The organism is Corynebacterium sp. KPL2838, assembly GCF_040225455.1.
Lineage (GTDB): Bacteria > Actinomycetota > Actinomycetes > Mycobacteriales > Mycobacteriaceae > Corynebacterium > Corynebacterium rhinophilum.
This window is the reverse complement of the sequence record NZ_JBEHFT010000004.1, coordinates 95780-122017: the sequence shown is the minus strand read 5'-3', so window position 1 is coordinate 122017 and position 26238 is coordinate 95780. Positions and strand designations below refer to the sequence as shown.

General features: G+C 58.6%; 23 protein-coding genes and 1 tRNA gene. 10 read left to right on the top strand and 14 right to left on the bottom strand.

Going from position 1 to position 26238, the window contains the following annotated elements; all coding sequences use genetic code 11:
- Window positions 1-218: 218 nt before the first annotated feature.
- Window positions 219-291: transfer RNA gene (locus tag ABRP98_RS02700), tRNA-Lys, on the bottom strand.
- Between the two features lie 142 nt (window positions 292-433).
- Window positions 434-1936, bottom strand: a complete 1503-nt coding sequence (gene scpC, locus ABRP98_RS02695; RefSeq protein ID WP_349837132.1) for a succinyl-CoA:acetate CoA-transferase ScpC — start codon at window positions 1934-1936, stop codon at window positions 434-436.
- Between the two features lie 192 nt (window positions 1937-2128).
- Between scpC and dusB the strand changes: the two genes are divergently transcribed.
- Both dusB and phoU read left to right on the top strand, forming a co-directional pair.
- The gene (gene dusB / locus ABRP98_RS02690; protein WP_349857334.1) at window positions 2129-3274 is read left to right on the top strand and encodes a tRNA dihydrouridine synthase DusB; all 1146 of its coding nucleotides are present in this window, start codon (window positions 2129-2131) and stop codon (window positions 3272-3274) included.
- Between the two features lie 58 nt (window positions 3275-3332).
- Complete coding sequence (gene phoU, locus ABRP98_RS02685; protein ID WP_284770386.1) at window positions 3333-4061, top strand: phosphate signaling complex protein PhoU; 729 nt, start codon at window positions 3333-3335, stop codon at window positions 4059-4061.
- A gap of 78 nt (window positions 4062-4139) precedes the next feature.
- Here phoU and pstB read toward each other — a convergent pair whose 3' ends face one another.
- From pstB to mshD, 5 genes are all read right to left on the bottom strand, one after another.
- A complete protein-coding gene (gene pstB, locus ABRP98_RS02680; protein WP_005279626.1) occupies window positions 4140-4913 on the bottom strand; it encodes a phosphate ABC transporter ATP-binding protein PstB in 774 nt (257 codons plus the stop codon).
- 52 nt (window positions 4914-4965) lie between these two features.
- Complete coding sequence (pstA, locus tag ABRP98_RS02675; RefSeq protein ID WP_284770385.1) at window positions 4966-5880, bottom strand: phosphate ABC transporter permease PstA; 915 nt, start codon at window positions 5878-5880, stop codon at window positions 4966-4968.
- Window positions 5881-5892: 12 nt separating this feature from the next.
- Window positions 5893-6945, bottom strand: coding sequence for a phosphate ABC transporter permease subunit PstC (gene pstC, locus ABRP98_RS02670; RefSeq protein ID WP_349857332.1), 1053 nt, complete (start codon window positions 6943-6945; stop codon window positions 5893-5895).
- Window positions 6946-7080: 135 nt separating this feature from the next.
- Window positions 7081-8187, bottom strand: coding sequence for a phosphate ABC transporter substrate-binding protein PstS (gene pstS / locus ABRP98_RS02665; RefSeq protein WP_349857330.1), 1107 nt, complete (start codon window positions 8185-8187; stop codon window positions 7081-7083).
- 224 nt (window positions 8188-8411) lie between these two features.
- The gene (gene mshD, locus ABRP98_RS02660) at window positions 8412-9314 is read right to left on the bottom strand and encodes a mycothiol synthase (RefSeq protein ID WP_349857336.1); all 903 of its coding nucleotides are present in this window, start codon (window positions 9312-9314) and stop codon (window positions 8412-8414) included.
- 33 nt (window positions 9315-9347) lie between these two features.
- Here mshD and ABRP98_RS02655 point away from each other — a divergent pair, with 33 nt between their 5' ends.
- Window positions 9348-10172, top strand: coding sequence for an LmeA family phospholipid-binding protein (locus tag ABRP98_RS02655; protein ID WP_284770382.1), 825 nt, complete (start codon window positions 9348-9350; stop codon window positions 10170-10172).
- On the opposite strand, the gene ABRP98_RS02650 is transcribed toward ABRP98_RS02655, so the two are convergent.
- Entirely contained in the window at window positions 10169-11206 is a 1038-nt protein-coding gene (locus tag ABRP98_RS02650) for a diacylglycerol/lipid kinase family protein (RefSeq protein ID WP_349857329.1), read from the bottom strand. The genes ABRP98_RS02655 and ABRP98_RS02650 overlap by 4 nt on opposite strands.
- Window positions 11207-11259: 53 nt before the next feature.
- Between ABRP98_RS02650 and ABRP98_RS02645 the strand changes: the two genes are divergently transcribed.
- Entirely contained in the window at window positions 11260-11955 is a 696-nt protein-coding gene (locus ABRP98_RS02645; RefSeq protein ID WP_284796560.1) for a heme-binding beta-barrel domain-containing protein, read from the top strand.
- 6 nt (window positions 11956-11961) lie between these two features.
- Here the strand turns inward: ABRP98_RS02645 and ABRP98_RS02640 are convergent, their stop codons facing one another.
- On the bottom strand, window positions 11962-12831 hold the full coding sequence (locus ABRP98_RS02640) for an aminodeoxychorismate lyase (RefSeq protein WP_349857327.1): 870 nt from the start codon (window positions 12829-12831) through the stop codon (window positions 11962-11964).
- Between the two features lie 30 nt (window positions 12832-12861).
- Here ABRP98_RS02640 and ygfZ point away from each other — a divergent pair, with 30 nt between their 5' ends.
- A complete protein-coding gene (ygfZ, locus tag ABRP98_RS02635; RefSeq protein WP_349857325.1) occupies window positions 12862-13926 on the top strand; it encodes a CAF17-like 4Fe-4S cluster assembly/insertion protein YgfZ in 1065 nt (354 codons plus the stop codon).
- Window positions 13927-14067: 141 nt separating this feature from the next.
- Window positions 14068-14265: a DUF3073 domain-containing protein gene (locus tag ABRP98_RS02630; RefSeq protein WP_023023830.1), complete on the top strand. Its 198-nt coding sequence runs from the start codon at window positions 14068-14070 to the stop codon at window positions 14263-14265.
- A 65-nt stretch (window positions 14266-14330) separates the two neighbouring features.
- Here the strand turns inward: ABRP98_RS02630 and purM are convergent, their stop codons facing one another.
- Genes purM through ABRP98_RS02615 form a run of 3 tightly spaced genes read right to left on the bottom strand, consistent with a single transcriptional unit; the run spans window position 14331 to window position 17319 of the window.
- Window positions 14331-15383 carry a phosphoribosylformylglycinamidine cyclo-ligase gene (purM, locus tag ABRP98_RS02625; protein ID WP_349857324.1) on the bottom strand — a complete coding sequence of 351 codons (1053 nt, stop codon included), beginning with the start codon at window positions 15381-15383 and terminating at the stop codon, window positions 14331-14333.
- Window positions 15384-15407: 24 nt separating this feature from the next.
- Window positions 15408-16904, bottom strand: a complete 1497-nt coding sequence (gene purF, locus ABRP98_RS02620; protein WP_349857322.1) for an amidophosphoribosyltransferase — start codon at window positions 16902-16904, stop codon at window positions 15408-15410.
- Window positions 16905-16914: 10 nt separating this feature from the next.
- The gene (locus ABRP98_RS02615) at window positions 16915-17319 is read right to left on the bottom strand and encodes a sterol carrier family protein (RefSeq protein ID WP_239268336.1); all 405 of its coding nucleotides are present in this window, start codon (window positions 17317-17319) and stop codon (window positions 16915-16917) included.
- 33 nt (window positions 17320-17352) lie between these two features.
- On the opposite strand from ABRP98_RS02615, the gene ABRP98_RS02610 reads away from it, so the two are divergent.
- The 4 genes from ABRP98_RS02610 to ABRP98_RS02595 all read left to right on the top strand — a co-directional run bounded on the left by ABRP98_RS02610 (window position 17353) and on the right by ABRP98_RS02595 (window position 20255).
- Window positions 17353-18363 (top strand): acyl-CoA thioesterase, encoded by a 1011-nt coding sequence (locus ABRP98_RS02610; RefSeq protein WP_349857320.1) that lies wholly within the window; start codon window positions 17353-17355, stop codon window positions 18361-18363.
- 89 nt (window positions 18364-18452) lie between these two features.
- Window positions 18453-19682: an asparaginase gene (locus tag ABRP98_RS02605; RefSeq protein WP_349857318.1), complete on the top strand. Its 1230-nt coding sequence runs from the start codon at window positions 18453-18455 to the stop codon at window positions 19680-19682.
- A gap of 38 nt (window positions 19683-19720) precedes the next feature.
- Window positions 19721-19906 (top strand): Panacea domain-containing protein, encoded by a 186-nt coding sequence (locus ABRP98_RS02600; RefSeq protein WP_349857315.1) that lies wholly within the window; start codon window positions 19721-19723, stop codon window positions 19904-19906.
- 133 nt (window positions 19907-20039) lie between these two features.
- The gene (locus tag ABRP98_RS02595; RefSeq protein WP_349857313.1) at window positions 20040-20255 is read left to right on the top strand and encodes a hypothetical protein; all 216 of its coding nucleotides are present in this window, start codon (window positions 20040-20042) and stop codon (window positions 20253-20255) included.
- Window positions 20256-20327: 72 nt separating this feature from the next.
- On the opposite strand, the gene trhA is transcribed toward ABRP98_RS02595, so the two are convergent.
- Both trhA and ABRP98_RS02585 read right to left on the bottom strand, forming a co-directional pair.
- Window positions 20328-20987: a PAQR family membrane homeostasis protein TrhA gene (gene trhA / locus ABRP98_RS02590; protein WP_284850217.1), complete on the bottom strand. Its 660-nt coding sequence runs from the start codon at window positions 20985-20987 to the stop codon at window positions 20328-20330.
- A 167-nt stretch (window positions 20988-21154) separates the two neighbouring features.
- The gene (locus tag ABRP98_RS02585) at window positions 21155-26161 is read right to left on the bottom strand and encodes a DEAD/DEAH box helicase (RefSeq protein ID WP_349857310.1); all 5007 of its coding nucleotides are present in this window, start codon (window positions 26159-26161) and stop codon (window positions 21155-21157) included.
- Window positions 26162-26238: the final 77 nt, after the last annotated feature.

Sequence of the window (26238 nt, the reverse complement as noted above, 5' to 3'; positions counted from 1 at the left end):
CGGCGGATTAAGCATCAATCAACGCCGACGCAAGCTGCTACTCTGAATAGTCCTAAAAAATATCCGCATCCCCTTTTTTGACCCTTAACCCGGAACTGCCGGGTCCACCCCTAAGCCCAAAACACAAAAACCGACACCCCAGAGAAAACAACTGAGATGCCGGTTTGTCAACGATGCCGCAACTGACTTGCCCAGCCTGCCGCGACTCATGACAGATGTGGGCCCTGTGGGGATCGAACCCACGACCTGCGGATTAAAAGTCCGTAGCTCTACCAACTGAGCTAAAGGCCCAACGTCGCTCTATATTAGCGTGTTGACTTTTAGATCTCCTAATTGGGCGTGTAACCCCTTAACCGCTTATCTGAAAGTATCGAGACAAAGCAGAAGGAGGGCTTCCCAGCCGGGAGGCCCTCCTTTGCCATGGCGGTGGAAATTAACCGCGCATGTCACCCTTTTCCATGAAGTTAACCTGGAAGTCGAAGGCGGACTTCAAGTCGTGCGGGGTGTGCTGGAACTTGTTTTCCTTCGCACGCTCGTAGTACTCCTCCAACAGCGGACGGTAGTCCGGGTGAGCCACGGCGATGATCTTCTCTACGCGCTGCTTTGGAGCCAAGCCACGCAGGTCAGCCACACCGTATTCGGTGATGATGACCATGGTGTCGTGCTCGGTGTGGTCGGTGTGGGACACGAACGGAACCAGAGCGGAGATGGCGCCATCCTTCGCGATGGACGGGGACACGAAGGTGGAGATGTACGCGTTACGGGTGAAGTCACCAGAGCCACCGGTACCGTTCATGATGCGGGAACCGGACACGTTGGTGGAGTTAATGTTGCCGTAGATATCTCCCTCGATCATGCCGTTGGAAGAAATCAGGCCGACGCGGCGGATGACCTCAGGGTGGTTGGAAATCTGCTGCGGGCGCAGGATGATGTGGTTGCGGTAGCGGTCTGCTTCCGCGTTCATCTTTTCTGCGTACTCCGGCGACAGTGCGAAGGAGGTTGCAGAAGCCATGGTCATCTTGCCGGCATCGATAAGGTCCAGCATGCCGTCCTGGATAACCTCGGTGTATGCCTGGATGTTTTCGAACTTGGAGTCCAAAAGACCTGCCATCACGGCGTTCGGCACGTTACCCACACCGGACTGCATGATGAACTTGTCGTACTCGAGGCGGCCCGCGGCAACCTCGCCCTCCAAGAACTCGATGAAGTTAGCGGCGATCTTCTCAGAGGTCTCGTCCGGCTCGCGGAATGGAGCGTTGCGGTCTGCCGAGTTGGTCTTGACCACTGCAACGACCTTCTCCTCGGGGATCTCCATGTAGGTGGTACCGATGCGGTCACCCGGCTTGTTAATCGGGATGGGCTGGCGGTTAGGTAGCTTGTCGATGCGGTAGATGTCGTGCATGCCCTCGAGGTTCTCGGACTGCCACTCGTTGATCTCAATGATGATCTTGTCTGCGGCCTCGACGAACTCGAGGTTATTGCCCACTGCAGAAGACGGCACGATATTGCCTTCCTCAGTAATGCGTACGGCCTCGATGATGGCTACCTGGAAGTCACCGTAGAAGCCCTCTTCTACCTGCTGGCCCAGGTGGGACAGGTGAATATCCTGGTAGAGCGCAGTGCCGTCGTTGAACTGCTTACGCAGCAACGGGTCAGAGTTGTACGGGGAGCGGAAGTTAATGGCCTCTGCCTCTGCCAAAACACCGTCACAGTCAGGGGCGGTAGAAGCACCGGAGAAGAGGTCAATCTTGAACTCTTCGCCCTTTTCGTGCAGCGCCTTCGCCTTATCTGCAATGGCGGTAGGCAAACCCTTGGGGTAACCTGCACCGGTGAAGCCGGAGATTCCTACGCGGTCACCATTGTTGACGTACTTCGCAGCCTCCTCTGCAGAAACTACGAGCTTCTCAAACGGGGCGTATGCGATTCTATCGGACAACTGTCATCCTCCTTCATATACGAGTAGACCGGTGTTACGGCCAACCCAATTTAGTTACACAGACCACAGTAGCGAAAATTAACGTTTTCGCCACCATCCTTTTGTGACTTTCACCCCAATAATGGGATTCCTCGGTGGCCGCCACCTTCGTTTCAGTTGCTAAATTCCGCGGTTAACGAGCACAATTAGGGCGTGAATTTGCGCATTGGAAACTATGACCTCTCCTCCCCCGTCATCCTCGCTCCCATGGCGGGGGTAACCAACGTCGCCTTCCGCACGTTGTGCCGGGAACAGGAGCTGGCCCGCACTGGAACGGTGTCGGGCTTGTATGTCTGCGAGATGGTCACCGCGCGCGCCCTAGTGGAGCGCAACGAGAAAACCATGCACATGACCACCTTTGCCCCGGATGAAGATCCGCGTTCCCTGCAGATTTATACGGTGGATCCGGAATACACCTATAAAGCAGCCAAGATCATCGTGGATGAGAACTTGGCTGACCACATCGACATGAACTTTGGCTGCCCCGTTCCCAAGGTGACCAGGCGTGGCGGCGGCTCTGCCCTGCCTTATAAGCGCCGCCTCTTTGGCAATATCGTCTCCGCCGCGGTCAAGGCCACCGAGGGCACGAATATCCCCGTTACCGTGAAGATGCGCGTGGGCATTGATGACGAGCACCATACGCATCTCGATGCCGGGCGCATCGCCGTGGATTCCGGCGCCGCCGCCGTGACCCTGCACGGCCGCACGGCCGCGCAGCGCTATTCTGGCGATGCCCGGTGGGATGAGATCGCCCGGCTCAAGGAACACCTCGCGGATACCGGTGTTCCGGTGCTGGGCAATGGCGATATTTTCCGCGCCGATGACGCCCGCCGCATGATGGAGGCCACCGGCTGCGATGGCGTGCAGGTGGGCCGCGGCTGCCTGGGCCGGCCGTGGCTTTTCGCGGAGCTGGGCGCTGCCTTGCGCGGCGAGTCCATCCCCGCCGAGCCCACCTTGGGCGAGGTCACCCAGGTAATCCTGCGTCACGCGGAGCTGCTCGCGCAGCACGAGGGCGAGGATCACGCATCCAGGGACATCCGCAAGCACATTGGCTGGTACCTGCGTGGCTTCCCCGTCGGCGGGCAAGTGCGCGCCGGCTTGGCCAAGGTGGATTCCTTAGAGAGCCTGCGCGAATTGCTGGTGCCCTGGGCGGATTCTGACGCTTTGGCTGCCGATGCCGATGGTGCGCGCGGGCGCCAGGGCTCGCCTTCTAAGGTCGCGCTTCCCGATGGCTGGCTCGATGACCCCGAGGATGAATTCGTTCCGGTCGGCGCCGATATTTATAACTCCGGCGGCTAAAATCGCGCAGGTGTGACTCAGCAAGCATTTACCCGGTTTGTGAGCTATCATTTTCTGCATGCGTACTGCCTACCGTGAACATCTGGACAACTTCTCGCACGACCTCATCGTCATGTGCGATACCGTCCGCACCATCATGGATAAGGCCTCCCAGGCGCTGCTCGATCGCGCACTGGAACCCGCGGAGGAGGCGCTCAGCCTTACCGAGGAACTCGATGAGATCCGCTCACGCTGCTCCGAACGCGCGGTAAAGCTTTTGGCGTTGGAAAACCCCATGGCTCAGGATCTGCGCCAGGTGGTGTCTTCCATCTATATTGTCGAAGACCTCTTCCGCATGGGTCAGCTGGCCCAGCACATTGCCGATGCCGCGCGCCGCCGCCACCCTGAGGCCGTTGTACCCGCTGAATACCTCGGGTTCATGGAGGAGATGTTCCGCTTAACCCAGGAAATGGGTTCGGTGGTACACGATATTTTAGTTACCCCAGATGCCGAGCTATCCGTTAATCTGCGTTCTGATGATGATGCGGTGGACGATATTAACCATCACCTGCTGCGCATTCTCACCCAACGCGAATGGAACGGAACGGTGCGCGAGGCCGTAGAGACGGCGCAGATTACCCGCTACTACGAGCGCTACGCGGATCACTGCGTGTCCGTGGCTGGACGTATCATTTACTTTGCCACCGGCCTATTGCCGGAAGAGTTTGAAAAGAAGCTCCAAGAGGACCAGAAGGATGCCGAGTTCGAGGCCCGCATGAGCGAGTTAGAGCGCCAATTCCGCCGCTAATAAACGCTAAAACTGCCACAAGGGCGGTACCTCCCTGCGCTGGAGGTACCGCCCTTTTCGGACAATCAGAGTCTACTTTTAGCCGAAGCGGCCAGAGATGTAGTCTTCGGTCTCCTTCTGGGAAGGGTTCTCAAAGATGCGGGTGGTTTCATCGAACTCCACTAGGTGGCCCGGCTTGCCGGTAGCTTCTAGGGAGAAGAAGCCGGTCTTATCGGACACACGGGCGGCCTGCTGCATGTTGTGGGTCACGATGACGATGGTGAAGTTTTCCTTCAGCTCGTGGATAAGGTCCTCCACGGCCAGGGTGGAAATCGGGTCCAGTGCGGAGCAGGGCTCGTCCATCAGCAGGACTTCTGGTTCCACGGCAATCGCGCGGGCGATGCACAGGCGCTGCTGCTGACCACCCGAGAGGCCGCCGCCCGGCTTATCCAGGCGGTCCTTGACCTCGTCCCAGAGGTTAGCGCCGCGCAGGGACTGTTCGGCTACTTCCTTGAGCTTCTTTTTATTCTTCTCACCAGACAGCTTCAGACCGGCAACGACGTTGTCTTCGATGGACATGGTGGGAAATGGGTTGGCCTTCTGGAAGACCATGCCGATGGTATTGCGCACGGAAACTGGGTCGACCTTGGGACCGTAGATATTGGTGCCATCGAGCAGGATCTCGCCCTTGACGGATGCGCCAGGGATGACCTCGTGCATGCGGTTTAGGGTGCGCAGCACGGTGGATTTACCGCAGCCGGACGGGCCGATGAAGGCGGTCACGGCTTGTGCCGGGATCTGCATATTTACGTTCTGTACGGCGTGGAAATCACCGTAGAAAATATCGACGTCATTGAGCTCGAGCTTAGACATTGTGGAGGTTTCTCCTCTAGAGGGGGTGTATAAGTGGCGGAATCGTGTGCGGCTATTTCTTGACCGAGAACTTCGCGGAAATTACTCGCGCCGCAATATTGAGGATGGCGATGAGGATAACCAGCGTCAGCGCTGCGCCCCACAGCTTATCCAGCACGGCGGGCTGCGCGCCGGCCTTGTACATATCAAGCATCATCAGCGGCAGAGAAGACTGCGAGCCCTTAAACGCGTCCCAGTTGATGACCGAGGAGGAACCAACCAAGACCAGAACTGGGGAGGATTCACCCATCACGCGGGCAATGGCCAGCATGATGCCGGTCACGATGCCGGATAGGGCCGTCGGCAGCACAATTCGTGCGATGGTCTTCCACTTGGGCACGCCAAGGGCATAGGAAGCCTCGCGGAGATCCATGGGGACCACGCGCAGCATCTCTTCGGTATTGCGCACCACGATGGGGATCATCAACAGGACCAAGGACAGGGCGACGGCCAAGCCGGAACGGCCAAAGCCGAAGAGTGTGATCCACATGGCGAAAATGAACAGCGCTGCCACGATGGAAGGCACGCCGGACAGGATGTCCACCATGAAGGTAGTGGTGCGGCCGAGCCAGCCACCCTTGGAGTATTCCACCAAGTAGATGGCGGTAAAGATACCGATCGGGATGGACAGGATCGAAGCCAGGGCGGTTTGCACGAAGGTACCGACGATGGCGTGTGCGGCACCGCCGCCTTCGGCACTATTCATCACGCCGCGCTGGGACAGCGTCCACCAGTCAGCGGAGAAAATCACGCCGCTACCGCGAGAGATGAGCTCCCACAGTACCCAGATCAAAGGGACCATCGCTAAGGCCATAGCGCCCCATACAACGACGGTGGCAATGCTATTGGCCGCCTTGCGGGAACCGGAGATTTCCAGGAAGGTTGCCCCGCCAGCGGAGGCGGGCTTGTTATTTGTCGTAGTAGTCATTGTTGTCCTTCCTTACTTGCTCTTCACGATGGCGCGGGCAATGGCGTTGACCACAAACGTCAGCAAGAACAGCATCAAACCGGCGGCGATATAGGCACCGGCGCGCGTCTCGTTACCGAACTCGGCCGCGGCGAGGGCGATGGCGGTAGCGAAGGTGGTACCGCCATCGAAAAGCGAGAAGCGGAAGTCCACCAGCGGCGAGACCACCATGTACAGCGCCATGGTCTCACCCAGAGCGCGGCCCAAGCCCAGCATGGAGCCGGCGACGTAGCCGGACATGCCGAATGGTAGGACGGTCATGCGGATGACTTCCCAGCGCGTAGCGCCCAGCGCCAAGGCGGACTCGATCTGGCCCGGAGGGGTTTGCACGAATACCTCGCGGGCGGTAGCGGCGATGATCGGCAGAATCATCACGGCTAGCACGATGCCACCGGTAAAGAGGTTGCGGCCGGTAGCAAAGGCGGGCGAATTATCGTATTGGGTAAACAGGAAGAACCCGCCGGCCCAGGATTCCAACCATGTGTAGAAGCCGGACAGGGCCGGTCCGAGGACCTGCCAACCCCATAGGCCGTAGACGATGGACGGCACTGCGGCCAGCATGTCCACCAAGAAACCCAGCGGCTTAACTAAGCGGGCTGGGGCGTAGTTGGACAAGAAGATGGCAATCGCAAGTGCGACTGGCATGGCCAGAAGCAGGGCGAAGACCGAGATGAGGACAGTAGTGCCGAACATGGTCGGGATACCGAACTTCATCGCGGAAGTATCGGTGGTCTCCCAGCGTTCACCGTGGGTGAAAAAGCCCAATAGTCCATTCTCGTTCACGCTGAGCGCAGGAACGGCACGCCAGATGAGGAAGGCGGCAATCGCCGCGATCATCACGGTAATCAGCGTGGCAGAGGCCGTGGAGAGGAATTCGAAAATGCGGTCACCGGGGCGCTTGACGGAGCTACCGGAGCTGGAGGTAGCCAAGTCAGTCTCATTATCGCCACGGGTATGAGGCTGTTCGGCGCCAGAGACAGGAAGGGCCTCCGAGGTCGATGCCTGGGTGAGATTATTGTCTGCCATGAGACGTACTAATCCTTATTTGAAGTGGAACAAAGGGACATACGATGTACATGCCTGCGCCCCCAAAGCGCGTCTCGAGGGCGGCAGTGGGGGCGGGCGGAATGTTATTTCTCGAGGTAAAGCGGAGTTTACGCGTTACTGCAGTGCGTCAACAGCGCTCTTCAGGCGGTCAAGGTGGTCGCCCTTAACCGGGATGAAGCCCTGCTCTGCCAACTGGTCATCCTGGTGGTCCAAGACGTTGGTGAAGAATCCCTTGACCAGTTCAGCGGTCTCGTCATCGTAGCCGGCGGAGCAGACGATGTTGTAGGTGGTCAAGATGAGCGGGTATGCACCCTCAGCATCGGAAGCGAAGAGAGCCTTGGAGTCAACGACCATGTCATTCTCAGAAGCGGTGTCCTTGAACTCCAGGTTCTCCAGTGCCTTGTTGACGGTATCGTCATTCAGCTCAACTGGGCCGTTGCCAAAGTCGATATTGGCCTTCTTGACACCGTCAGCTTCCTTCTGGTCAGCAAAGCCGGCCTCAACGTAGGTGATAGCACCCTCGATGTTTGCTACCTGGTCAGCAACACCGGCGGAGCCGTTTGCGCCCTCACCTACAGCGTCAGGGAACTGCTTGCCTTCGCCGTCCCAGTTACCAGTGGAGGCGTTGAGGAACTTCTGGAAGTTATCGGAGGTACCGGACTCGTCAGAGCGGAAGATGACGTGGATGTCGGTGTCCGGCAGGTCTGCGCCTTCGTTATCAGCGGCGATGGCCTCGTCGTTCCACTTCTTGATCTCGCCCTTGAAGATCTTGGCAAGGGTATCGGTGGAGAGGTTGATCTCCTGGTTACCCAGGTTATAAGCAATGGCAACCGGGCCGATGGTGGAAGGCAGGTGCCATGCGTCGTTGCCATCGCAACGCTCCTTGGCGGCCTCAATTTGGCCGTCGTCTTCCTTCAACGGGGAGTCAGAACCAGCGAAATCTGCCTGGCCGTTGATGAAAGCCTCAACACCCTTACCGGAACCGGAAGCGGTGTAGGACAGGTTTGCGTCTGGGTTGTCCCCTGCGAAGGCGGTGCCGAAGTAGGACATTGCGTTCTGCTGGGAGGACGCGCCCTCACCAACGAGCTCGCCAGCGACGCCGCTGCCGTCGGAGGAACCCGAGGAGTCAGAGGAGGTGTCCTCAGAACAAGCTACGAGAGCGGTAGAGGTAGCGGCCACGAGGCCGAAGATAGCGGCAGAGCGCTTGAAGTTGCGAATCACGGGAAAACCCTTTCCGGTGCAGATCAGAGATTGATTGTCCGAGGAAACCGCATCCCCATAAAAGGGGAACCTACATCCCACGTCCGCTTTTCGGGAGCGGGGTGCAGGTGCGCAGGTGCGGCTTTCTCACAATCAGTAAAGCTAACCGGAGGAATTAACCAGCAGGGTGCCGTGAGGTAAACAATTAATGAACAAGCTAGAAAGGTGACATGCCCTTAATCACACTAACCCCAGACGACATGCTCTTCATCAACGGAAAAGCCTAGACGCTTGTAGGCCTTGAGCGCCGGTTCATTGTCCGCTTCCACGTACAAAATGACCCGCTGAGCCCCCTTTTCTACCATGCGGCGCAGGCCAATCTGCAGCAATGGTCCGCCTAATTTTTGGCCACGGTACGCCTCTGCAAGGCCCACCACGTAGACCTCACCAAAACCGGGATCTTCCTCGTCGTGCCACTTTGTCCAGTGGAATCCGGCAAGGGTCGGGTGCCCCTGCTCTTTCTCATCCCAGAAGAACAAGACATCTTGAGGATCGAACCACTCGGCCTCCATGCCGCGGTGCAGGCGCTCTAAATCCCAGCCGCCTTGCTCTGGGTGCCAAGAAAAGGCCTCGTTATTAACACGCAGCCACTCCTGTTCCACGGTGTCCTTACCCCACTTGTCCACTGCCTCGCTGTAATTGGCGGCCTGCAGCGGTAACTCGCCCACTTGTGCCGCGCTCTCCAGATCCGCGCCATCGATACCCATGACCACAAGGGTGCGGGTGACATTCAGGTCGCGGGAGTTAGCCAGGGCCTGGGCCGGCTTGCCATTGCCATGTGCCCAAGTCTCGAGGTTAGTGGTGGCGTTAGCAGTGGCATCGTAAAGCGCGGTGCCATAGCCTTTACCGCGATAGTCTGGGGCGATAAAAAGCTCCGCGGTGGAATCCTCGCGGCTCGATACGCCAATAGGGGCGCCGTCCAACCAGGCCACCAAGTGCTTGTGGTGCAAGCGCTCATCGCGCAGGCCGTTGAGGAATTGCTCTGAAAGCGGGGCGATGCCATCGGCCTTTTCCGCGTGCGCTGCTAGTTCTTCCAGGGTGCCCGCCAACTCTGGGGAGGCGGGGAGGTTTTCTTCGGTGATATTCATGGTGTCCATGATACGTAGGCTAAATTTGAAGGTGTGAGTGTAGTCAAAGTCGACCGGCGCATTGTGCACGTCCTCATCCTGGTGGGCGTGGTCTTTGCTGGATGGGTGGCCGATGCCTGCGTGGCCATGCATTCTGAGCACAAGATTGCCCAGGAGGTAAAGGAGAACTCCCGGCTGGAAAACTCCCCTCAGGTGTATATCGGCGGCACCCCGTACCTGTTGGCGGCAGGCTCTAAAGAAATCCCCTATTTGCAGGTCAAGGCCCTCGACGTGGAGGTTCCCAAGCTGGGCATGGTCAATGCCTCGACCGTGCTGCGCGATATCACCGTTACCCCTGAGCAGGTAGTAAACGGCGATATTGAAGGCGCACCAGTATCCACGTATTCGCGCGGGATCTCCCTGGACGGCGTTGCGCTGGGACGCCTTTTGGGCATTACCGATCTCTCCATTGCCAACCCGGATGATATTTCTCCCTCCGGCGGCGTTTCTGCCGAGGCGGAGCTTACCGGCACCCTGCCCGGCGATAAGGAAAAATCCACCGCCATGGTCACGCTGCGGCTAGTGGGCCCGGAGTTTCGCATGGAGGTCTACGGCACCGATGATCCGCGCCTCAAGGAGGCGTTTTCCCTCAACTTCGATACGCGCGAGCTCCCCCTGCCGGCGCAGGCCACGATGGTAAGGCTGCAGGGCGGCACCATTTACTTTGAGGTCCAGCGCCGCAATATCAAGGTCCAGATGGCCCAGCTTTCCCCGCTGGAAATCGAGGGTTCGGAGCAACGGGCCGTGGAAGAGGCCGAAAAGAAGGCGGCCGATACCGCCAATAAGGTAGGTCCTGCCCCAGATGAGGACGAATCCTAACGAAGGCGAATAAAGTCCCGCAGCACTTCCTGCACGGAGCGCTGGGCCACCTGCCGCCTGTCTTGCGGCGCGTAGACCTCAATGGCATCGGCCACAGAGGTCAGCGTGACATGGCGGAAGGTCCCCTCGGATTCGCCATCGGCCTGGAAGCGCTGCGGGGTATGGCAATCGAGCTCGACGCGCTTGGCATCATCAAAGCCCAAGGTCTTTTCCTTCACCAGGCGTTTGAGCCAGCCGTGCTTATCGGCACCAAAGAGGTGCAGCAGGCCAATGACCCCACGCACGCCGCTGAGCTTCTCCAGCCCAAAAAGGGCTAGGCCCTCATCGAAGGAATTGCGCGGGTTGGTCACCACCGGCAAGGGGCCCAAGAAAGTCCAGGGGTTGGTATTAGAGGTAAATAAGAGTGGGAAGTCCTTCTTATGGAGCGTCTGCCCCAAACGGGATTCTGCGTACACCGTGATCTGCGGCGGGTTGCGGCGCGCGCGCAGCCAAGCCCGAATAGCCACGTTGAGGTAGCGCAGCGGGGTGGCGGAAAAGCCTTGTTCGCGGGCGCGGTCCACGCGTGCGAGGACGTCCGCGTCCATGCCAAAACCGGCGTTGACGGCAAACCAGCGTTCGTTCCAGGTGCCCAGGTAAATGGTGCGGCGCAGATCGCGCTCTAGCATGCGGGCCAAGACGTGGGTGGCCTCGACCGGCGTATTGGGAAAGCCGAGGGCGCGGACAAAGACGTTCGCGGACCCGGTGGGAATGACGGCTAGCGCCGGTACCTCGTCAGGGCTGGGGAGATCCTCACCGGCTGGCCCCAGCAGGCCATTGACAATCTCATTGACGGTGCCATCGCCGCCCACGGCAATGATGACATCATAATCATCCCTGGTAAGCCCCCGGACGATGTCTTCTGCATGCCCTGGGTAATGGGTGAATTTCACCAACAGGTGCATGCCTTCTACAGCCCGCAGGGTGGGCACGATTTGGCGAAAGAGCCCGTTGGATTGCGAGGTCGAATTGGGGTTGGAAATCATCAGCGCATGCACAACAAACCAGTCTAGTAGTTAAAGCAGCCCCAGCACGACTAGGCTGGACGCCCATGAGCGAAAATAACGAGAATACCAATACTCCGAACGTCGAAACCGCCGCCGCATCCCACCCGGAAAACACCTCCGGCGCCCTCAATGGCAATGATGCGGTCAACCAGGCCGCCGAGCAGTGGAAGGATGCGGCCAGCCACAATATCCCCGCCATCGAGCTTGGCGATGTCCCCGTTCCCGCAGATACCGCCAATCTGCGCCAGGGCCCGTCGCTGCACGATGGCCTGCTAGGCCTCCTTCCCCTCGTTGGCGTCTGGCAGGGCGAGGGACAGGCCCACGACACCGATGGCAGCGAATACACCTTTGGCCAGCAGTTAGTCGTTGCCCACGACGGCGAAAATTACCTGACCTTTAGCTCGCGCACCTGGAAGATCGATACTGAGGGCAAGCCACAAGGCCCATCTACCCGCGAGACCGGTTTCTGGCGCATCTCCGCCAAGGATGAAATCGAGGTCACCTACACCTCTTCCACCGGCATCGTGGAAATCTTCTACGGCGAGCCCTTCAACGAGCGCGCTTGGCAGCTCGAATCCGCCTCCACCATGGTCACGGAGACCGGCCCGAAGAACCTCGGCCCCGGCAAGCGCATGTACGGCCTCATGCCCAATAACAACCTGGGTTGGGTAGATGAGCGCATGGTCGATGGTGAGATGCGCCCCTACATGTCCGCCGAGCTCACCCGCATCGCCGGCTAAAGCTAACTAAGCCCCTAGCGCGGCATCGATAAGCCCCCGGATTTCTTCCTCGTTATCCGGGGCTTTTAACGTTTTTTCATTCAGCTTGGTCACCCGCGCCGCCACGCGCACGGACGAGACCAGCCACACCGAATCGGACTTTTCTAAGTACTCCACGGTCAACGGCTTGGCCTTGCAGCGGTAGCCGCAGTCCTGGGCATAGTCAAAGAGCGCTGCCTGCGTGGTGCCGGGCAAAATGCCGCGGCCGACGGCGGTGCGCAGCTTCTTCCCCCGCACCGCCACCACGGTGGAGGTAGCTCCCTCTAAGATTTCGCCGGTATCTGGATCCGTTAGGATGAGATCGTCATAGCCCTTGTCCTTGGCCATGCGCAGCATCGCCATCGTCGCGGCGTAGTTGAGCGTCTTGGCCGGTAGCTCTTCGGCCACGTGCCACAGGCGCGGGCTCGTCATGACGGTGACGCCGGTGGAGCGTTGGCGCAGCGGGACATCGCCAAGCGGCTGCACCGTCACCCACGCGGTAGGCACGCCTGTCGAGGCCCGGCCGCGGGTATAGGTCCAGGTGCATTTGGCATCGGCAAGCTCGGTATCGGCGCCGCAATAATCCGCAATCGCCAGCCGGGTCGCCTCTTCCCACTTATTCATCGGCGGCTCCGGCAGGTCGAGCGCCCGCGCCGAATCGCGGAAGCGCTGCGCGTGGCGGGCGAGGTTGGCCGCCTTCCCGTCCCGGACCAACAGCGATTCAAAGATGCCATCGCCGCGGGTCACGGCGGCATCATCGGCATAGACCAGCGGCAGGGAGGGCGAATGCTTGCGCACCGACCCACCAAAAGGTTCCACGACGTAGATGACCGGCTCTTTTCGCGGGGAAGGTTTCATACGCTCGATTATGCCCTACCATCGGTAGATGTGAGTTATTCTTCGCCACTTCTTCAACGCGCCGGTGCCGCCGAGCACCAGGACGCGACTGTACTCGATGCCCAAGGTGTGGCCTGGCACTATGGCAATCCCCTCGGGGAACAGCGTGCGGCCGAGACCGGGACCATCGCCATCGACCGCTCGCAGCGCCGCGTGCTGCGTGTAAGCGGGGCTGATGCGCCGGGATTTCTTAATAACCTGCTTTCGCAGAAGCTTGACGATGCCCCCTCCGGCTTCTCCGCCGGCGCCCTCGACCTGGATATTCAGGGCCACATTTTGCACCACATGGATATCACCCGCGAGGGCGAGGACTTCTACCTCGATCTGCCCGCCGCTCAGTTCGAATCCGCCCAGGACTTTTTTACCAAGATGGTCTTTTGGTCTGAGGTCACGGTCGAGGAAGCAGACATCGCCATCGTGACTTTGCTGGGTGAGACCGATATTCCTATCCCACCCACCGTGGCCTTTTCCCGCGAGGTGCAATGGCCGGGAATCAAGCGCATTGAACTGGGCATTCCGCGCGAACAATTGGTGGAATCCATGGCTGACCTAGAGGCAGAGGGCGCGCGCTTGGCTGGGCTCATGGCCTTTACTGCCGAGCGCGTGCGCGCCCGCGAACCAGAGCTCGCCGCAGACTTGGATAAGAAATCCATCCCGCACGAGGTTCCGCAATGGATTAGCCGCAGCGATGCCAACCCCGCCCACGTGCACCTGAATAAGGGCTGCTACCGCGGCCAGGAAACCGTCGCCCGCGTGGAAAACTTAGGCCGCTCTCCCCGCCTCTTGGTGCAACTCCACTTGGATGGATCCGCGCCGGAGAGGCCAAATGTGGGCGATGACATTACGTTCAATGGACGTAAGGTAGGTCGCATCGGCACCATCGTGGATGACTGCGATTTCGGCCCCATCGCCTTAGGCTTGGTCAAGCGTTCTGCGCTGGATGCAGGCATATTGAATATCGGCGATACCGCGGCGTCCATTGATGCCTCCTCCATCCCCGAAGATGAGGGCCCTAAGGCCGGGCGCGAGGCGGTAAACCGGCTGCGCGGGCGGTAGATTTTCCACTCATCGGGGGGCCGGTGCGGAATTTTTTCGTCACACGCGCTATTGTGTCTTACAGGAAGATACACAATTGACAAGCCGATGGGGCGCCCAAGAATCCCTGGAGCGCCCTACTAGCCCAAGGGGGTCATGCACATGGGACGCGGACGCGCTAAGGCAAAGCAGACCAAAGTTGCACGCCAGCTCAAGTACAACTCACCCGAGATGGATATCGAGTCCCTTCAGCGGGAACTCGCTGCTCAGCAGGAGGGTGACTCCCACGACTACGAAGAGGATGATCCCTACGCCGAGTATGTCGACGAATGGGATGAGGACAACGACGACGAGCGCTAATCTTCCGCTCGCCGGATAAATCCACAAAAGGCCTTAGGTTTTAACCTAAGGCCTTCCTCTTGTACCTAGAAGGTGGAATGTTCGCCGTGCATGATAACGCGCGGTTCTTCGCCGTCTGCTTCGCGGACGCTGCCCAGCTCCCACGCATCGATGTGGCGGGCGGTAAGCATGGCCAGCGCGCGGTCGCGGTCCTCCGGGTTGACCACGGCAATCATGCCCACGCCCATGTTGAAGGTCTTTTCCATCTCTGCCAGCTCAACCTTGCCCATGGAAGAAATGAGCTTAAAGATTTGGCCCGGATTCCACGTGGAGCGGTTAACCTCGGCGCTCAATCCCTCTGGGATGACGCGCTCCAGGTTGCCGGCCAGCCCGCCGCCCGTGACGTGGCAGAAGGTGGATACGGAGCATTCCTGCGCCAGCGCCAAGCATTCCTTGGCGTAGATGCGGGTGGGTTCCAAGAGCTCCTCGCCTAGCGGGCGGCCGAGCTCTTCCACATAACCATCTAGCGGCATGCCTGCCTGCTCCAGCAGGACGTGGCGCGCGAGCGAATAGCCATTGGAGTGCAGCCCGGACGAGCCCATGGCGATGAGCACATCGCCCTCACGCACATTGTCTGGGCCCAGCACGCCATCAGCCTCAACCACGCCGACGGCGGTGGCGGAGACATCGTATTCATTCTCCCCCATCATGCCTGGGTGTTCGGCGGTCTCTCCGCCAAGCAGCGCAGCACCTGCCTGCACGCAGCCCTCTGCAATGCCCTTGACTACCTCGGCTACCTTTTCCGGCACGACCTTGCCCACGGCGATGTAATCCTGCAGGAATAGCGGCTCGGCGCCGCAGACGACTAGGTCATCGACGCACATGGCCACCAGATCGATGCCGATGGTGTCGTGCTTATCCATGGCCTGTGCCACGGCCAGCTTGGTGCCCACGCCATCGGAGCCGGCGGCGAGGATGGGCTCCTTGTAATCGCCCAGTTTGAATAGCCCCGCAAAACCGCCGAGGCCGCCCATGACCTCCGGGCGGGTGGCGCGCTTGGCGTGTGGGGCAAATAGGCTGACCGCGCGGTCGCCCTCTTCGATATTGACGCCGGCTGCGGCGTAGGTGTTGTCACTCATGTTTGTAGAAGTCCTTAGAAAGTTTTAGTGGGTTCCGAGCAGGGTGCGCACGGCATCGGCATTGGGGTTTCCGGCGGGAAGGCCAAGGGGGTATTCGCCGGAGAAGCAGGCGGTGCACAGCTCAGAGCGGGGCTGCTCGGTGGCGGCGACCATTTCATCGATGGAGACAAACCCCAAAGAGTCAGCGCCGATGGTCTCACAGATGGTGGAGCAAATCTCGTCCGGATCATCGGACGGGCTGGCGTTGGCAATGAGCTCGCCGGGCGAGGCAAAGTCGATGCCATAAAAACACGGCCACTTTACCGGCGGGGAGGCGATGCGCACGTGGACCTCGGCGGCGCCAGCCTCGCGCAACATGCGGATGAGCGCGTGCTGGGTATTGCCGCGCACGATGGAATCATCCACCACGACGAGCTTCTTACCATCGATGACCTCGCGCAACGGGTTGAGCTTTAACCGGATGCCCAGCTGGCGCAGGGTCTGCGTGGGCTGAATAAAGGTGCGGCCCACATACGCGTTTTTCACCAAGCCGTGGGCGAAGGTGATGCCGGATTCGCGGGCGTAGCCCACCGCGGCCGGGTTGCCGGATTCCGGTACGGGGATGACCAGGTCTGCATCCTCAACCGGGTATTCGCGGGCCAGGCGGCGGCCGATCTCCACGCGGGAGGCGTTGACGGAGCGCCCCTTGATATCGCTATCCGGGCGGGCCAAGTACACGTACTCGAAAACGCAGCCGCTGCGCTTAACGGGTGCGAAGTTTTCAGAGCGGATGCCGGCCTCATCAATGGCGACGAGCTCGCCCGGCTCGATCTCGCGAATAAATTGCGCGCCGCAGATATCCAGCGCGCAGGTTTCAGAGGCAACGACCCAGCCCTTGGCCAGCCGGCCCAGCACCAGCGGGCGCACGCCCTGCGGGTCGCGGGCGGCGTACATGGTGTGGCCATCGGTAAAGGTCAAGCAGAATGCGCCCTTCACCCGCGGCAGGAGCTTGCGGGCGGAGTCGAAGACGGAGGTGGTGTCATTGACGCCATCGGCAAGCAGCATAGACAGGCACATCGAGTCAGAAACCGATTCCTCGTGCGGCTTAATCAGGCCGCGCTCGACGGCCTCTGCGCGCAGCTCGAGGTAATTGACTAGGTTGCCGTTGTGACCCAAGGCAATGTCCACGCCCGTCGAGGAAGTGGAAAACATTGGCTGCACATTGGACCATTCCTTGCCGCCGGCCGTGGAATAGCGCGTGTGGCCCACCGCCACGTTGCCGGTTAAGGCAGAAAGGGTCGATTCATCGAAAATATTGGCCACCAGGCCCATGTCTTTAAAGACGACGATGCGGTCATCATCGCCCACCGCAATGCCGGCGGCTTCTTGGCCGCGGTGCTGGAGAGCAAAAAGGCCAAAGTAGGTAAGTTTGGAGACTTCCTCCCCGGGAGCCCAGACGCCAAAGACGCCACACTCTTCGCGGGGTTCCTCCTCGTTACGATCGTCAAGGTCAGTGATACTAGGAGTATGTACTTCTACCACGGCGTTTATATTAGCGCGTTGGGCCGTCGAAAACTAACGGAATGATGGGCAACCACTGCGCAATCTCCCCTGAACGCGACCCGGAAGCATCGATGCGACCTGTGTTTTTGACCTCGTCCCAGTCCGTGACACCGGTGGCCAAACGCAGCCAAGTCTCCGCATCCATTTCCACCACATTGGGTGGGGTGCCGCGCGTATGACGAGGGCCTTCAATGCATTGCACCGCAACAAATGGGGGTACGCGCAGCTCCACCGAGTGCCCCGGCGCGTCGGCTTCGAGGGTGCGGGCGGTGCGACGGACGGCATCGGCAAGCAGGGCCCTGCCTGGCTTTTGTTGCCCGTCCGGGTCCTGAATCCAATCCTTGATGGCGATGACTGCCGCGCGCGTGGCGGCGGGATCTACGGGTTTAGGCATAGCCACAGCATAGCTACTGTTATCTTATTGTTTATGTCACCTACTGACGCTGCTGCGGAAACCCAGAAGTCCCCTACCCTGACGCTGCGCTTTATGGCATCGCCAACCGATGTCACCATGGCCGGCGCCCCCGGCATCAATGGTGGGCGCGTGCTGGAGTGGATCGACAAGGCCGCCTACGCCTGCGCCGTGCAGTGGTCCGGCCAGTACTGCGTGACCGCCTATGTGGGCCATATCCACTTCACCCGCCCCATTCCCTCCGGGCACATCGTGGAGGTGCGCTCACGCATCGCAATGACCGGCCGGTCTTCCATGCACATCATCAACGAGGTGCTGTCTGCCGATCCCCGCGAGGGTATTTTCACCCGCGCCTGCGATTGCCTGGTCATCTTCGTGGCCAAGGATCCCGAAAGCGATAAGACCACCCCGGTGCCCACCTTCGTGCCGGATACCGATGAACACTTGCGCGTGGCCGAGGCGGCGGAATCCCGCATCGAGCTGCGCAAGGCCATCGAGCTGGAGATGGATAAACAGAGCTACGATGGGCCTTCCGATGCCCCACGCATGGTCAACCGCTTTTTAGCCAAGCCCACCGACGTCAACTGGGGCGGCAAGGTGCACGGCGGCACCGCGATGCAGTGGATCGATGAGGCCGGCACCGCCTGCACCATGGAGTGGTCCGGCGAGCGTACCGTGGCCGTCTATGCCGGTGGCATCCGCTTTTATAAGCCCATTTCCATAGGCGATCTCATTGAGGTCGATGCCCGCATGATGCGCACGGACCGCCGCTCCATGCAGATGTCCATCCACGTCCGCGCCGGCGATCCCCGCGGCGGCCGCGATAACCTCAAAACAGCCATCCACGCCACCGTGGCCTATATTGCCTTGGACCGCGACGGGCAGCCGCTGACCGCGCGCACCTTTACCCCACAGACGGAAGAAGATATCCGCCTGGCTGAGCACGCCAATATCTTGCGCGAGCTGCGCGGCGAGTATTCCCCGAAGCCGCTCATCGTGGCACCGCACTACCAACACGTGGATTAAATTGTTAGCACATTTTCTTGTACGCGGCGGTTCTGCCCTAGCGTGGTATTAAATTGGTTACAGAAACCACGCTAGAGAAATGAGTTGATATGTCTAACCCACGCCTGCGCCGCAGGGTGCAGTACTCCGCCGCATTAATTGCCTCCGCAGTGCTGCTGGCCTCCTGCCAGAACCCGGCCAACCAGGAGGATAATAATGAGGCCTCGGCTACGCCGACGGCTACCTCCTCTTCTACTTCCGCGGAAAAGACCTCAGAAGCATCTTCCACGGCATCGAGTTCTAGCTCCGCTACCAGCTCCAGTAGCGCCAGCAGCTCCGCCACAAGCTCTTCCACCACTTCCGCCAAGTCGAGCGGCTCCCACGCCAAGCAGCGCTCCGAAATCGAGGGGCATGTGGTGGTGCTTTCTACCGGCGGCACCATCGCCAGCACTCACGATGACAAGGGCGCGGTGGTGCCCACCGTAAAGGGCTCTGATTTGGTGGACCCGCTGTACTCCGAGTTCGACAAAGACAAGCTGGAGCTTGAGGTCAAAGACATTGCCAACCTGGATTCTTCTGCGATGACCTTGGCCGATACCGATAAAATCATCACCGCCGTACAGGAGCAGCTAGAGCGCGATGACGTCGATGGCGTCATCGTCACCCACGGCACCGATTCCATGGAAGAGACCGCCATTGCGCTCGATACTTTCCACGACAGCGATAAGCCCGTCGTACTCACCGGTGCAATGCGACCGTTCGATGACGACGATCCAGACGGCCCAGAAAACCTCGCTACCACGGTAGAGACCGTCACCAACTCGGACTATGCTGGCCATGGCGCATTCATCGCCTTTGGCGGCAAGGTGATCCCCGCCCGCGGCGCGTTTAAATCTGATACGGAAAAGGCCGATGGCTTTGCTACCAATAGCCAGGAGAAATTCCCAGAACGCCCCGAGCCGCTGAAGTACGCTCCGCTTGGCGATGTCCGCGTGGACATCATCGCCGCCTACCCCGGCGCCCCAGCGGATCTCATTGAGCAATCCTTGGCCAAGGGCGCACAGGCCATCGTGATTGAGGGCATGGGTTCAGGAAATATCGGCCCCGATCTGGCTAATGCGGCCATGGAAGCCGCCAAGTCCGTTCCCGTCGTGCTCACTACCCGCGTGGATCACGGACCCGTCGAGGGTATCTACGGCGGCGCCGGTGGCGGTGCCACGCTTGCCGATGCCGGCGTCATCCCCTCCGGCAATCTCCGCGCACCCCAATCCCGCATGCTGCTCGCAGCCGCGGTTGCCACGGAAACGGATGCACAGAAGCTCTTTTCTCCTGCAGGATAAGGCCGTATACTTTAGCGCGACACTGAAAGGAGGAGAGCATGGCAGACATTTTCGACGTTGGACAGTACATCACTGAGCGCATTCCCAACGTGGACAAGCTCAAGCTGTACAAGCTGTGCTACTTCTCCCAAGGCTGGCATCTGGCGTGGACGGGCCAACCAAGTTTCAAGCGTGGCGGCACGGCCCTGTTTCCCGCGAACTGCGCGCTCAAACCTGGCAGGTAGCGGGGCTGAAAAACCCTGGCCAGTCCCCTATGTTCTCGGTGGCCAGTCCGAAAATCTCAGCCCATACGAACGCGAGGTAGTAGATAGCATCATCGCGTTTTACGGCGGAGTTGAATCAACTAAGCTTTCTGACTTGAGTCATGGCCTTGCCTGGAACGAGGTCCTCCAAGAGTTCTCCCAGGCGATGATCTCTGGCACTCCCACCCCGCGACCTCCGCTACAACCAGCAGAAGTTCTTTTGCCTAATGTTGACCTCGACGGGGATGTGGATGAAGTTTTAGCCACACCACAGGCCAAGGCAATCGAACAGGACTGGTGGGAGACTTTCCGGATTCTCGCTGATCGTTAACCAGACGGGTTTGCAGCAAGGATTGATCATCCTGGCTCATGCCGCCCAGTTCAATAACAGGACAATTGCGGATTAGGCAGCGCCAACGACCACTTGCCATACCGCCACGAGGTGGACCACTGCCGCCGCAATGGTCGCGGTGTGGAAGTGCTCGTGGTAGCCGTAGTAGCGCGCATTGCGCCCAGGCCACTTAAAGCCATAGACCAGCGCACCTACGGAGTAGACCACGCCGCCGGCCAGTAGCAGCCAAACCACTGCTGCACCGGCATCGCTCCATAGCGTGGGCAGCAGCGGCAGCACCAACCAGCCCAACGCCAGGTACACCACAACATCGAGCCACCGCGGGTGTTCAATCCACACCAGGTTCAAAATCACGCCCAAGATAGCGCCTGCCCACGCAATCGCCAGCATCCATGCGGCTTGCGCTGGGGATAACGCAATCAAACACAACGGGGTGTATGTGGCGGCAATGAATACCGCAATCGTGGCGTGGTCAGCTCGCCGCCACCACTGCACCGCCCGGGGACTAGCCCACGGGTAGCGGTGGTACAGCGCCGAGACGCCAAAAAGCCCCACCAACCCTAAGCCATAAACGGTCACGCCCAGACCCTGCCACCAGTGCAGCGTCATCCACGCATACGTAATGAGCACGGTAGAAGCAATGACAGAGAGCAACGCCGCCAACGCATGTCCCCAGCCACGGGTCAGCGGCCGCTCGCCGCGATCCGCCATCCAATAGGTGCGCTGCACCAAGCCTTCTTTCAAGGAATGCTCCCCCGCCTCTTTTGTTCCTTCAGCATGTATCTGAGCCACAGCGATACTTCTTTCTCCCACCAAAGCTAAGTTACGTTACCGTAAGTCTACTGAGGGGAGTGAGGAGCTTCAAGGAAAAGGAGAATCTAATCCTTTTCGCCAGAATCGAGCCCATCAACAATTCGCACGGTTTCTATCGCCACGCGCGTGACCTTGCCAATCAAATCGACGATATAGCGCGGGTTGCCCACCTCATCGGCCCAATCATTCGGGTCATTCACAATTCCGGAAGCCTTGTCCTTTTTCACCTGGTACCGGTCAATCAACCACGCCACCGCTGAGCGTGATCCCAGCATGTACTGATCCGCTTCCTCCGGAATACCGGAAATGGTCACCTGCTTGTTGTAGATCAGCTTCGTCACATCATTGACGTTCTTGCCCGTTTCCGGATCCTTGCGCTTGGCCCACTTCATCTTCTGCACGCGCCACGTTTCACGGTTGAACTCATCACCCTTAACCTGAACATCCAGCGGCCACGGTTCCACGGACTCATAACCCACGTGCAACGCCATGAGTTCCTTACCCGCCGCAACAAACTTATCGAACTCCGCACGCGAGCTTGGCGTTTCAATATGCGGCAGCATCTTCTTCAAATCCGCCGCATACTGCGTGCGATAACCCGGATCATGCAGCTTTCCATACACAAAGTGGAAGATGTCATCGCCCGAGACATCACCGCCCAACGCATCCCGGTAAATCTGCTTAATCTCATCCGTGATGTTGTCTACCCGCACATACCCATCAACAACCTCACCGACCTGACCATAGACACTGGCTTCGCCCTGCTTGACGACGTTCCCCTCACCAAACAGACCACCGTCCTCACCATCAACTGAGATCCAAGTGAATCGGGGGAAGAACTGAGAGGTAGCAATTGCGTGCAAATCAGGTAGTAAATCGGTCGCCAAGATTGAAGCCCCCACTGTTTCGCCAGCACCAACAGCAACAAAACCGATGTTTCGGGTAATAGACGTGGGAAATATCGAAGAGAGTTGGTAAGTCATATCATTGAGCTTTTGCTCAAAATAGACATGTTGCTTGGTGAATGGACGATACAACGAAGGATAGAATCTAGTCGGGCTAACAATAATTTCTGTGCTTTTAGCCGCGAAGTTCTTAAGGGTTCGATTCCAAGAAATGTTTTCGGTATCAGCGAATTTTGGATTTTCCTTTAAGAAATTCGTCACATCAGCTTCTTTAGCCTTGGTTATACCTTGGTCTTCTAGCCAGTGCTGGAGCCCCTCGATTGCTTTTGTATATGTATCCGTAAGCAGCCCCAACTGCTCGGTTAATTGCTTTTCAGTCTGAGCATATGCCCAGGAATCACGCCCAGTTTTCAGCCCCGCAGAAAATGTTGTGAAAATCCGCGTTGAATTCCCTTTCTTTTCACCAATAACTGGCCACATCTCGAACTCTTCAGAGCGTTGGTTCAACCAATCGCCTTCTTTGTTCGGCTCGATAGTCTGCCAGTCAATGGTTTCAATCGTGGAGGAATCGACGATGCCAAGCTTTTCTTCGGCGTTGAGATAGTCGCCGATATCTCGGTAGTGCAACTGGAAACCAGGCTTTGTGGGATCTTTGATGCCGATCATGACTGCAATAGTTGTGCGGCCCCCATCCCGAAACACGTTACCGGCTTCTTTGCGGCGCTGTTCGCCCGCAGTGCGAGCATTTCCGCGCAAGTTAAAAATATAAAGGTCCGTGAAATCCTCGGCCATCGACAAGCGCACGCCGTCGCCCGTATTGCCGTCGATCCACCCGCCATTGGATACGAACGCCACCACGCCTTGGTCGCCGATGCGGTCGGTAGCCCATCGGAAAGCGCGCAGGTAAGAGTCGTACAGGGAGTTTTTATTGGTGGCCGTGGACTTGGCTGCGTAGGTATCAGCGATACGCTTATCCAGGCTGGGATACTTCTGGTTAGCGTTGAGGTCGTTCGCGGACTTTTGGCCCGCGGAGTATGGCGGATTGCCAATGACTACATTGATGGGCGCGTTCTTTTGACGCTCGATGGTGGCGTTGTTTTCGCGGAAAAGGTTGAGGTCTGGAATATCACCGTCTTCGTGGACTTGGAAGGTATCTGCCAAGGCAATATTCGTAAACGGCACGTAGTCCGGAGCTGGTTCACCGTTGCGCTGCGCGGCTTCTTCCCCTAAGGCGTTGTAGGTGGTCTCGAAATTGACGGCGGAGACGTAGTACGCCAGCAGCATGATCTCGGTGGCGAATAGTTCATGGGCATATTTGCGCGCCAAGTCTTCCGGCTTGATCAGCCCAGACTGCAATAAGCGCACCATAAACGTCGAGGTACCGGCGAAGGGATCGAGGATGCTCACGCCTTCATCGCTAAGCCCCTTGCCAAAGTGCTTGCGGGAAACCTCATCAGCCGCGCGAAGGATGAAGTCCACGATTTCCACTGGAGTGTAGACAATGCCGAGGGCCTCTGCCTGCTTCTTAAAGGCCTTGCGGAAGAAGCGCTCGTAGAGTTCCTTAATCACCTGCTGCTTACCGGAAGCGGAGGTCACCTCAGAGGCGCGAATGCGCACGGACTCGTAGAACTTTTCCAGCGATTCGGTCTCCGTATCCAGGTTCGCCCTCGATAGAGCCGAGACCATTTTCTCCATGACCTGGGCTACCGGGTTATGGGTAATGAAGTCATGGTTTTCAAAGAGGGCGTTGAACACCGGTGCAGTAATCAGGTGTTGCGAGAGCATAGAGATGGCATCATCAGCCGAAATGCCATCGTTCAAGTTATTGCGCAGGCCCTCAACAAACTCGTCGAATTCTTGGCGCAGGTCCTCATCTGCGTTTTCTACCAGCGCGGTAATGCGGGTAATTTGATTTTCTGCAATAGTGGCAACGTCATCGGCCCAGTCCTCCCAATAGGTGCGGGTGCCGACCTTATCCACCAGCTTGGTGTAGATGGCCTCTTGCCATTGCTCCAATGAGAACAAGGCAATCTGCTGCGTCATTGCCGAGGAATCCTCAAAGGCCTCAGGAGACTTGGTGCGTTCTGCATCCTCCAGCTTTTCTTTATCGCTTTTCTCCTTGTCACCAGGGACATGGTTGACATCAATGGGCAGTTCTTCTTGTGCGTTGGCTCCATTGAGCGCGATGGAATTGATCTTGGCATTAAAGCGATCATCGTGCGCACGCAGCGCGTTAAGGATCTGCCAAACCACCTTGAAGCGCTGGTTATCATTGAGCGCCTCCGAGGGCGAGACATCTTGCGCGACGGCGACCGGCAAGATGATGTAGCCATAGTCCTTGCCCGCAGATTTACGCATCACACGGCCCACAGATTGGACCACATCCACCATAGAATTGCGGGGGTTGAAAAAGATCACCGAGTCCAGCGCCGGTACATCCACGCCTTCCGAAAGGCACCGCGCGTTAGTCAGTATCCGGGCTTCGTTTTCTGACGCGGGCGATTCAATCCAGGACAGTTTAGTGCCGCGCTCCATGGCGTTCATGCCGCCATCGACGTGTTGGGCAGCAATCTGAAGATCAACGTTGGTCAAGGAGACATCATTAAGCACCACCTTATCCTTCAGTAGCTCCTGGTGAGTCCTAATCAAGGAAGGAAAGCTTTCCGCAATCTGGGTAGAGGTCTTAATGTCCTTGGCAAAGGCCACCGCGCGCTGCATGGGGTGGGCGTTTTCATCGAATCCACCCTTCTTTCCTTGCAGCTCACCGGAGCGCTTGGCCAGGCCATTCCACGCACCGATCATGGCGGAGGCAAGCGAGAGATTGATCTGATTATCCTCACTATGGGCCATGGCATTGGCAGCCACGGATTCATCGACGGTCATGACCAAGACCTTGTAATCCGTAAGCAAGCCCTTGTCCACGGCCTCGCCAAAGCCCAGCCGGTAGAACTCGGGGCCATAGATGCCCTCATCGTCCATGGAGGTGAGCTCAGCAGAGTGCTCTGCGGCCTTGCCTTTCACGGCGTCATCGAAAAGCCGCGGCGTTGCAGTCATGTACAAACGCTTGGCAGCCTTGATGTAATCCGTATCGTGCACGCGCACGAAGTTGCTGGAATCCTCCCCCGCCAACGTAATACCCGTGGTGCGGTGGGCCTCATCGCAAATGACGAGGTCAAAGTCATCTAGGCCTTGCTGCTGTGCCTCGTGCACTGCCGGCAAGGATTGATAGGTGGAAAAGACGATGTTGAGCCCCTTGGCGCGTTTACCAGACTCAAAACGCCGCGCAATATCCGCGCCCTCAGTAGAGACGGGGACTTCCAGGTCATAAACCGCAATGTCTTCGGCTTTCTTGGATACCTTCGAGTCAGAGCACACCGCGAAGGCGCGCATATCAAGGCGCCCCTGCGCCGTCCATTCCTTCAGCGTCTGCGAAAGCAGCGAGATAGAAGGGACTAGGAACAGGATGCGAGCCTTGCCCCCCCCCCCCCAATCTTCTGCCACTCGCTCCGCGAGGCGCAGCGCGGTAAACGTCTTACCGGTACCGCAGGCCATAATGAGCTTGCCGCGGTCATGAGTCTGAAATCCCTCGATGGCCTTGTCGATGGCCGTTTGCTGGTGCGGGCGTGGTTCAAAGGTCTCGCGCTGGGAGAGGTTAATTTGGATATTTTTATCCTGCACCTCAGAGCCGGGAAAGGCCACGTCCCAGTTGATGGGCGATTCCGCGATGGCAGAAATACCAATGCGGCTGGTAGGGATAATCTGATTGGCCAATGCTTCCTCTGCGTGCGAGGACCAGTGATCCGTGGTGGAAATGATCATCCGGCTGCCGAAGTGCTCGCGGCCTTGTTCCGTTTCAAAGGAATGCCCCGAGGCCTCAAAGAAGGAGTCCAGGTGCGATTTCTGGATGCGCGCAGTGGGCGCATAGAACTTGCACTGGATAGCGGTCCACGTCCCGTCATCGCTGCGGCGGGCCACCAGATCGATTCCGGTATCTGCCTTGCCGCCGTTATAACGCCAGTCAGTCCACCGGCTGACCTCATCAAACTGTGCCTTGAGAGTGGGATCAGTCTGAAAATAGTTGACCATCAACTTTTCAAAGGCGATGCCATACTTCGCCTTTGGTTGGTTTTCGCGCAGCTGTTCCAGGACCTCAGAGAACTTTGACATAGGAACATTATGCCTGAGGGCGCTTCAGGTTTCCTTCGTTATTGCTGCATTTCGCTAGCTGTAGCCCGATGAAATGG

What these genes read in the sequence shown, in the direction of transcription:
- phoU (WP_284770386.1), top strand. Translation starts at nt 3,333, where the DNA reads ATGCGTACTGCCTACCGTGAACATCTGGACAACTTCTCGCACGACCTC.
- pstB (WP_005279626.1), bottom strand. Translation starts at nt 4,913, where the DNA reads ATGTCTAAGCTCGAGCTCAATGACGTCGATATTTTCTACGGTGATTTC.
- pstA (WP_284770385.1), bottom strand. Translation starts at nt 5,880, where the DNA reads ATGACTACTACGACAAATAACAAGCCCGCCTCCGCTGGCGGGGCAACC.
- pstC (WP_349857332.1), bottom strand. Translation starts at nt 6,945, where the DNA reads ATGGCAGACAATAATCTCACCCAGGCATCGACCTCGGAGGCCCTTCCT.
- mshD (WP_349857336.1), bottom strand. Translation starts at nt 9,314, where the DNA reads ATGAATATCACCGAAGAAAACCTCCCCGCCTCCCCAGAGTTGGCGGGC.
- ABRP98_RS02645 (WP_284796560.1), top strand. Translation starts at nt 11,260, where the DNA reads ATGAGCGAAAATAACGAGAATACCAATACTCCGAACGTCGAAACCGCC.
- ABRP98_RS02640 (WP_349857327.1), bottom strand. Translation starts at nt 12,831, where the DNA reads ATGAAACCTTCCCCGCGAAAAGAGCCGGTCATCTACGTCGTGGAACCT.
- ABRP98_RS02630 (WP_023023830.1), top strand. Translation starts at nt 14,068, where the DNA reads ATGGGACGCGGACGCGCTAAGGCAAAGCAGACCAAAGTTGCACGCCAG.
- purM (WP_349857324.1), bottom strand. Translation starts at nt 15,383, where the DNA reads ATGAGTGACAACACCTACGCCGCAGCCGGCGTCAATATCGAAGAGGGC.
- ABRP98_RS02615 (WP_239268336.1), bottom strand. Translation starts at nt 17,319, where the DNA reads ATGCCTAAACCCGTAGATCCCGCCGCCACGCGCGCGGCAGTCATCGCC.
- ABRP98_RS02610 (WP_349857320.1), top strand. Translation starts at nt 17,353, where the DNA reads ATGTCACCTACTGACGCTGCTGCGGAAACCCAGAAGTCCCCTACCCTG.
- ABRP98_RS02605 (WP_349857318.1), top strand. Translation starts at nt 18,453, where the DNA reads ATGTCTAACCCACGCCTGCGCCGCAGGGTGCAGTACTCCGCCGCATTA.
- ABRP98_RS02600 (WP_349857315.1), top strand. Translation starts at nt 19,721, where the DNA reads ATGGCAGACATTTTCGACGTTGGACAGTACATCACTGAGCGCATTCCC.
- trhA (WP_284850217.1), bottom strand. Translation starts at nt 20,987, where the DNA reads ATGGCGGATCGCGGCGAGCGGCCGCTGACCCGTGGCTGGGGACATGCG.
- ABRP98_RS02585 (WP_349857310.1), bottom strand. Translation starts at nt 26,161, where the DNA reads ATGTCAAAGTTCTCTGAGGTCCTGGAACAGCTGCGCGAAAACCAACCA.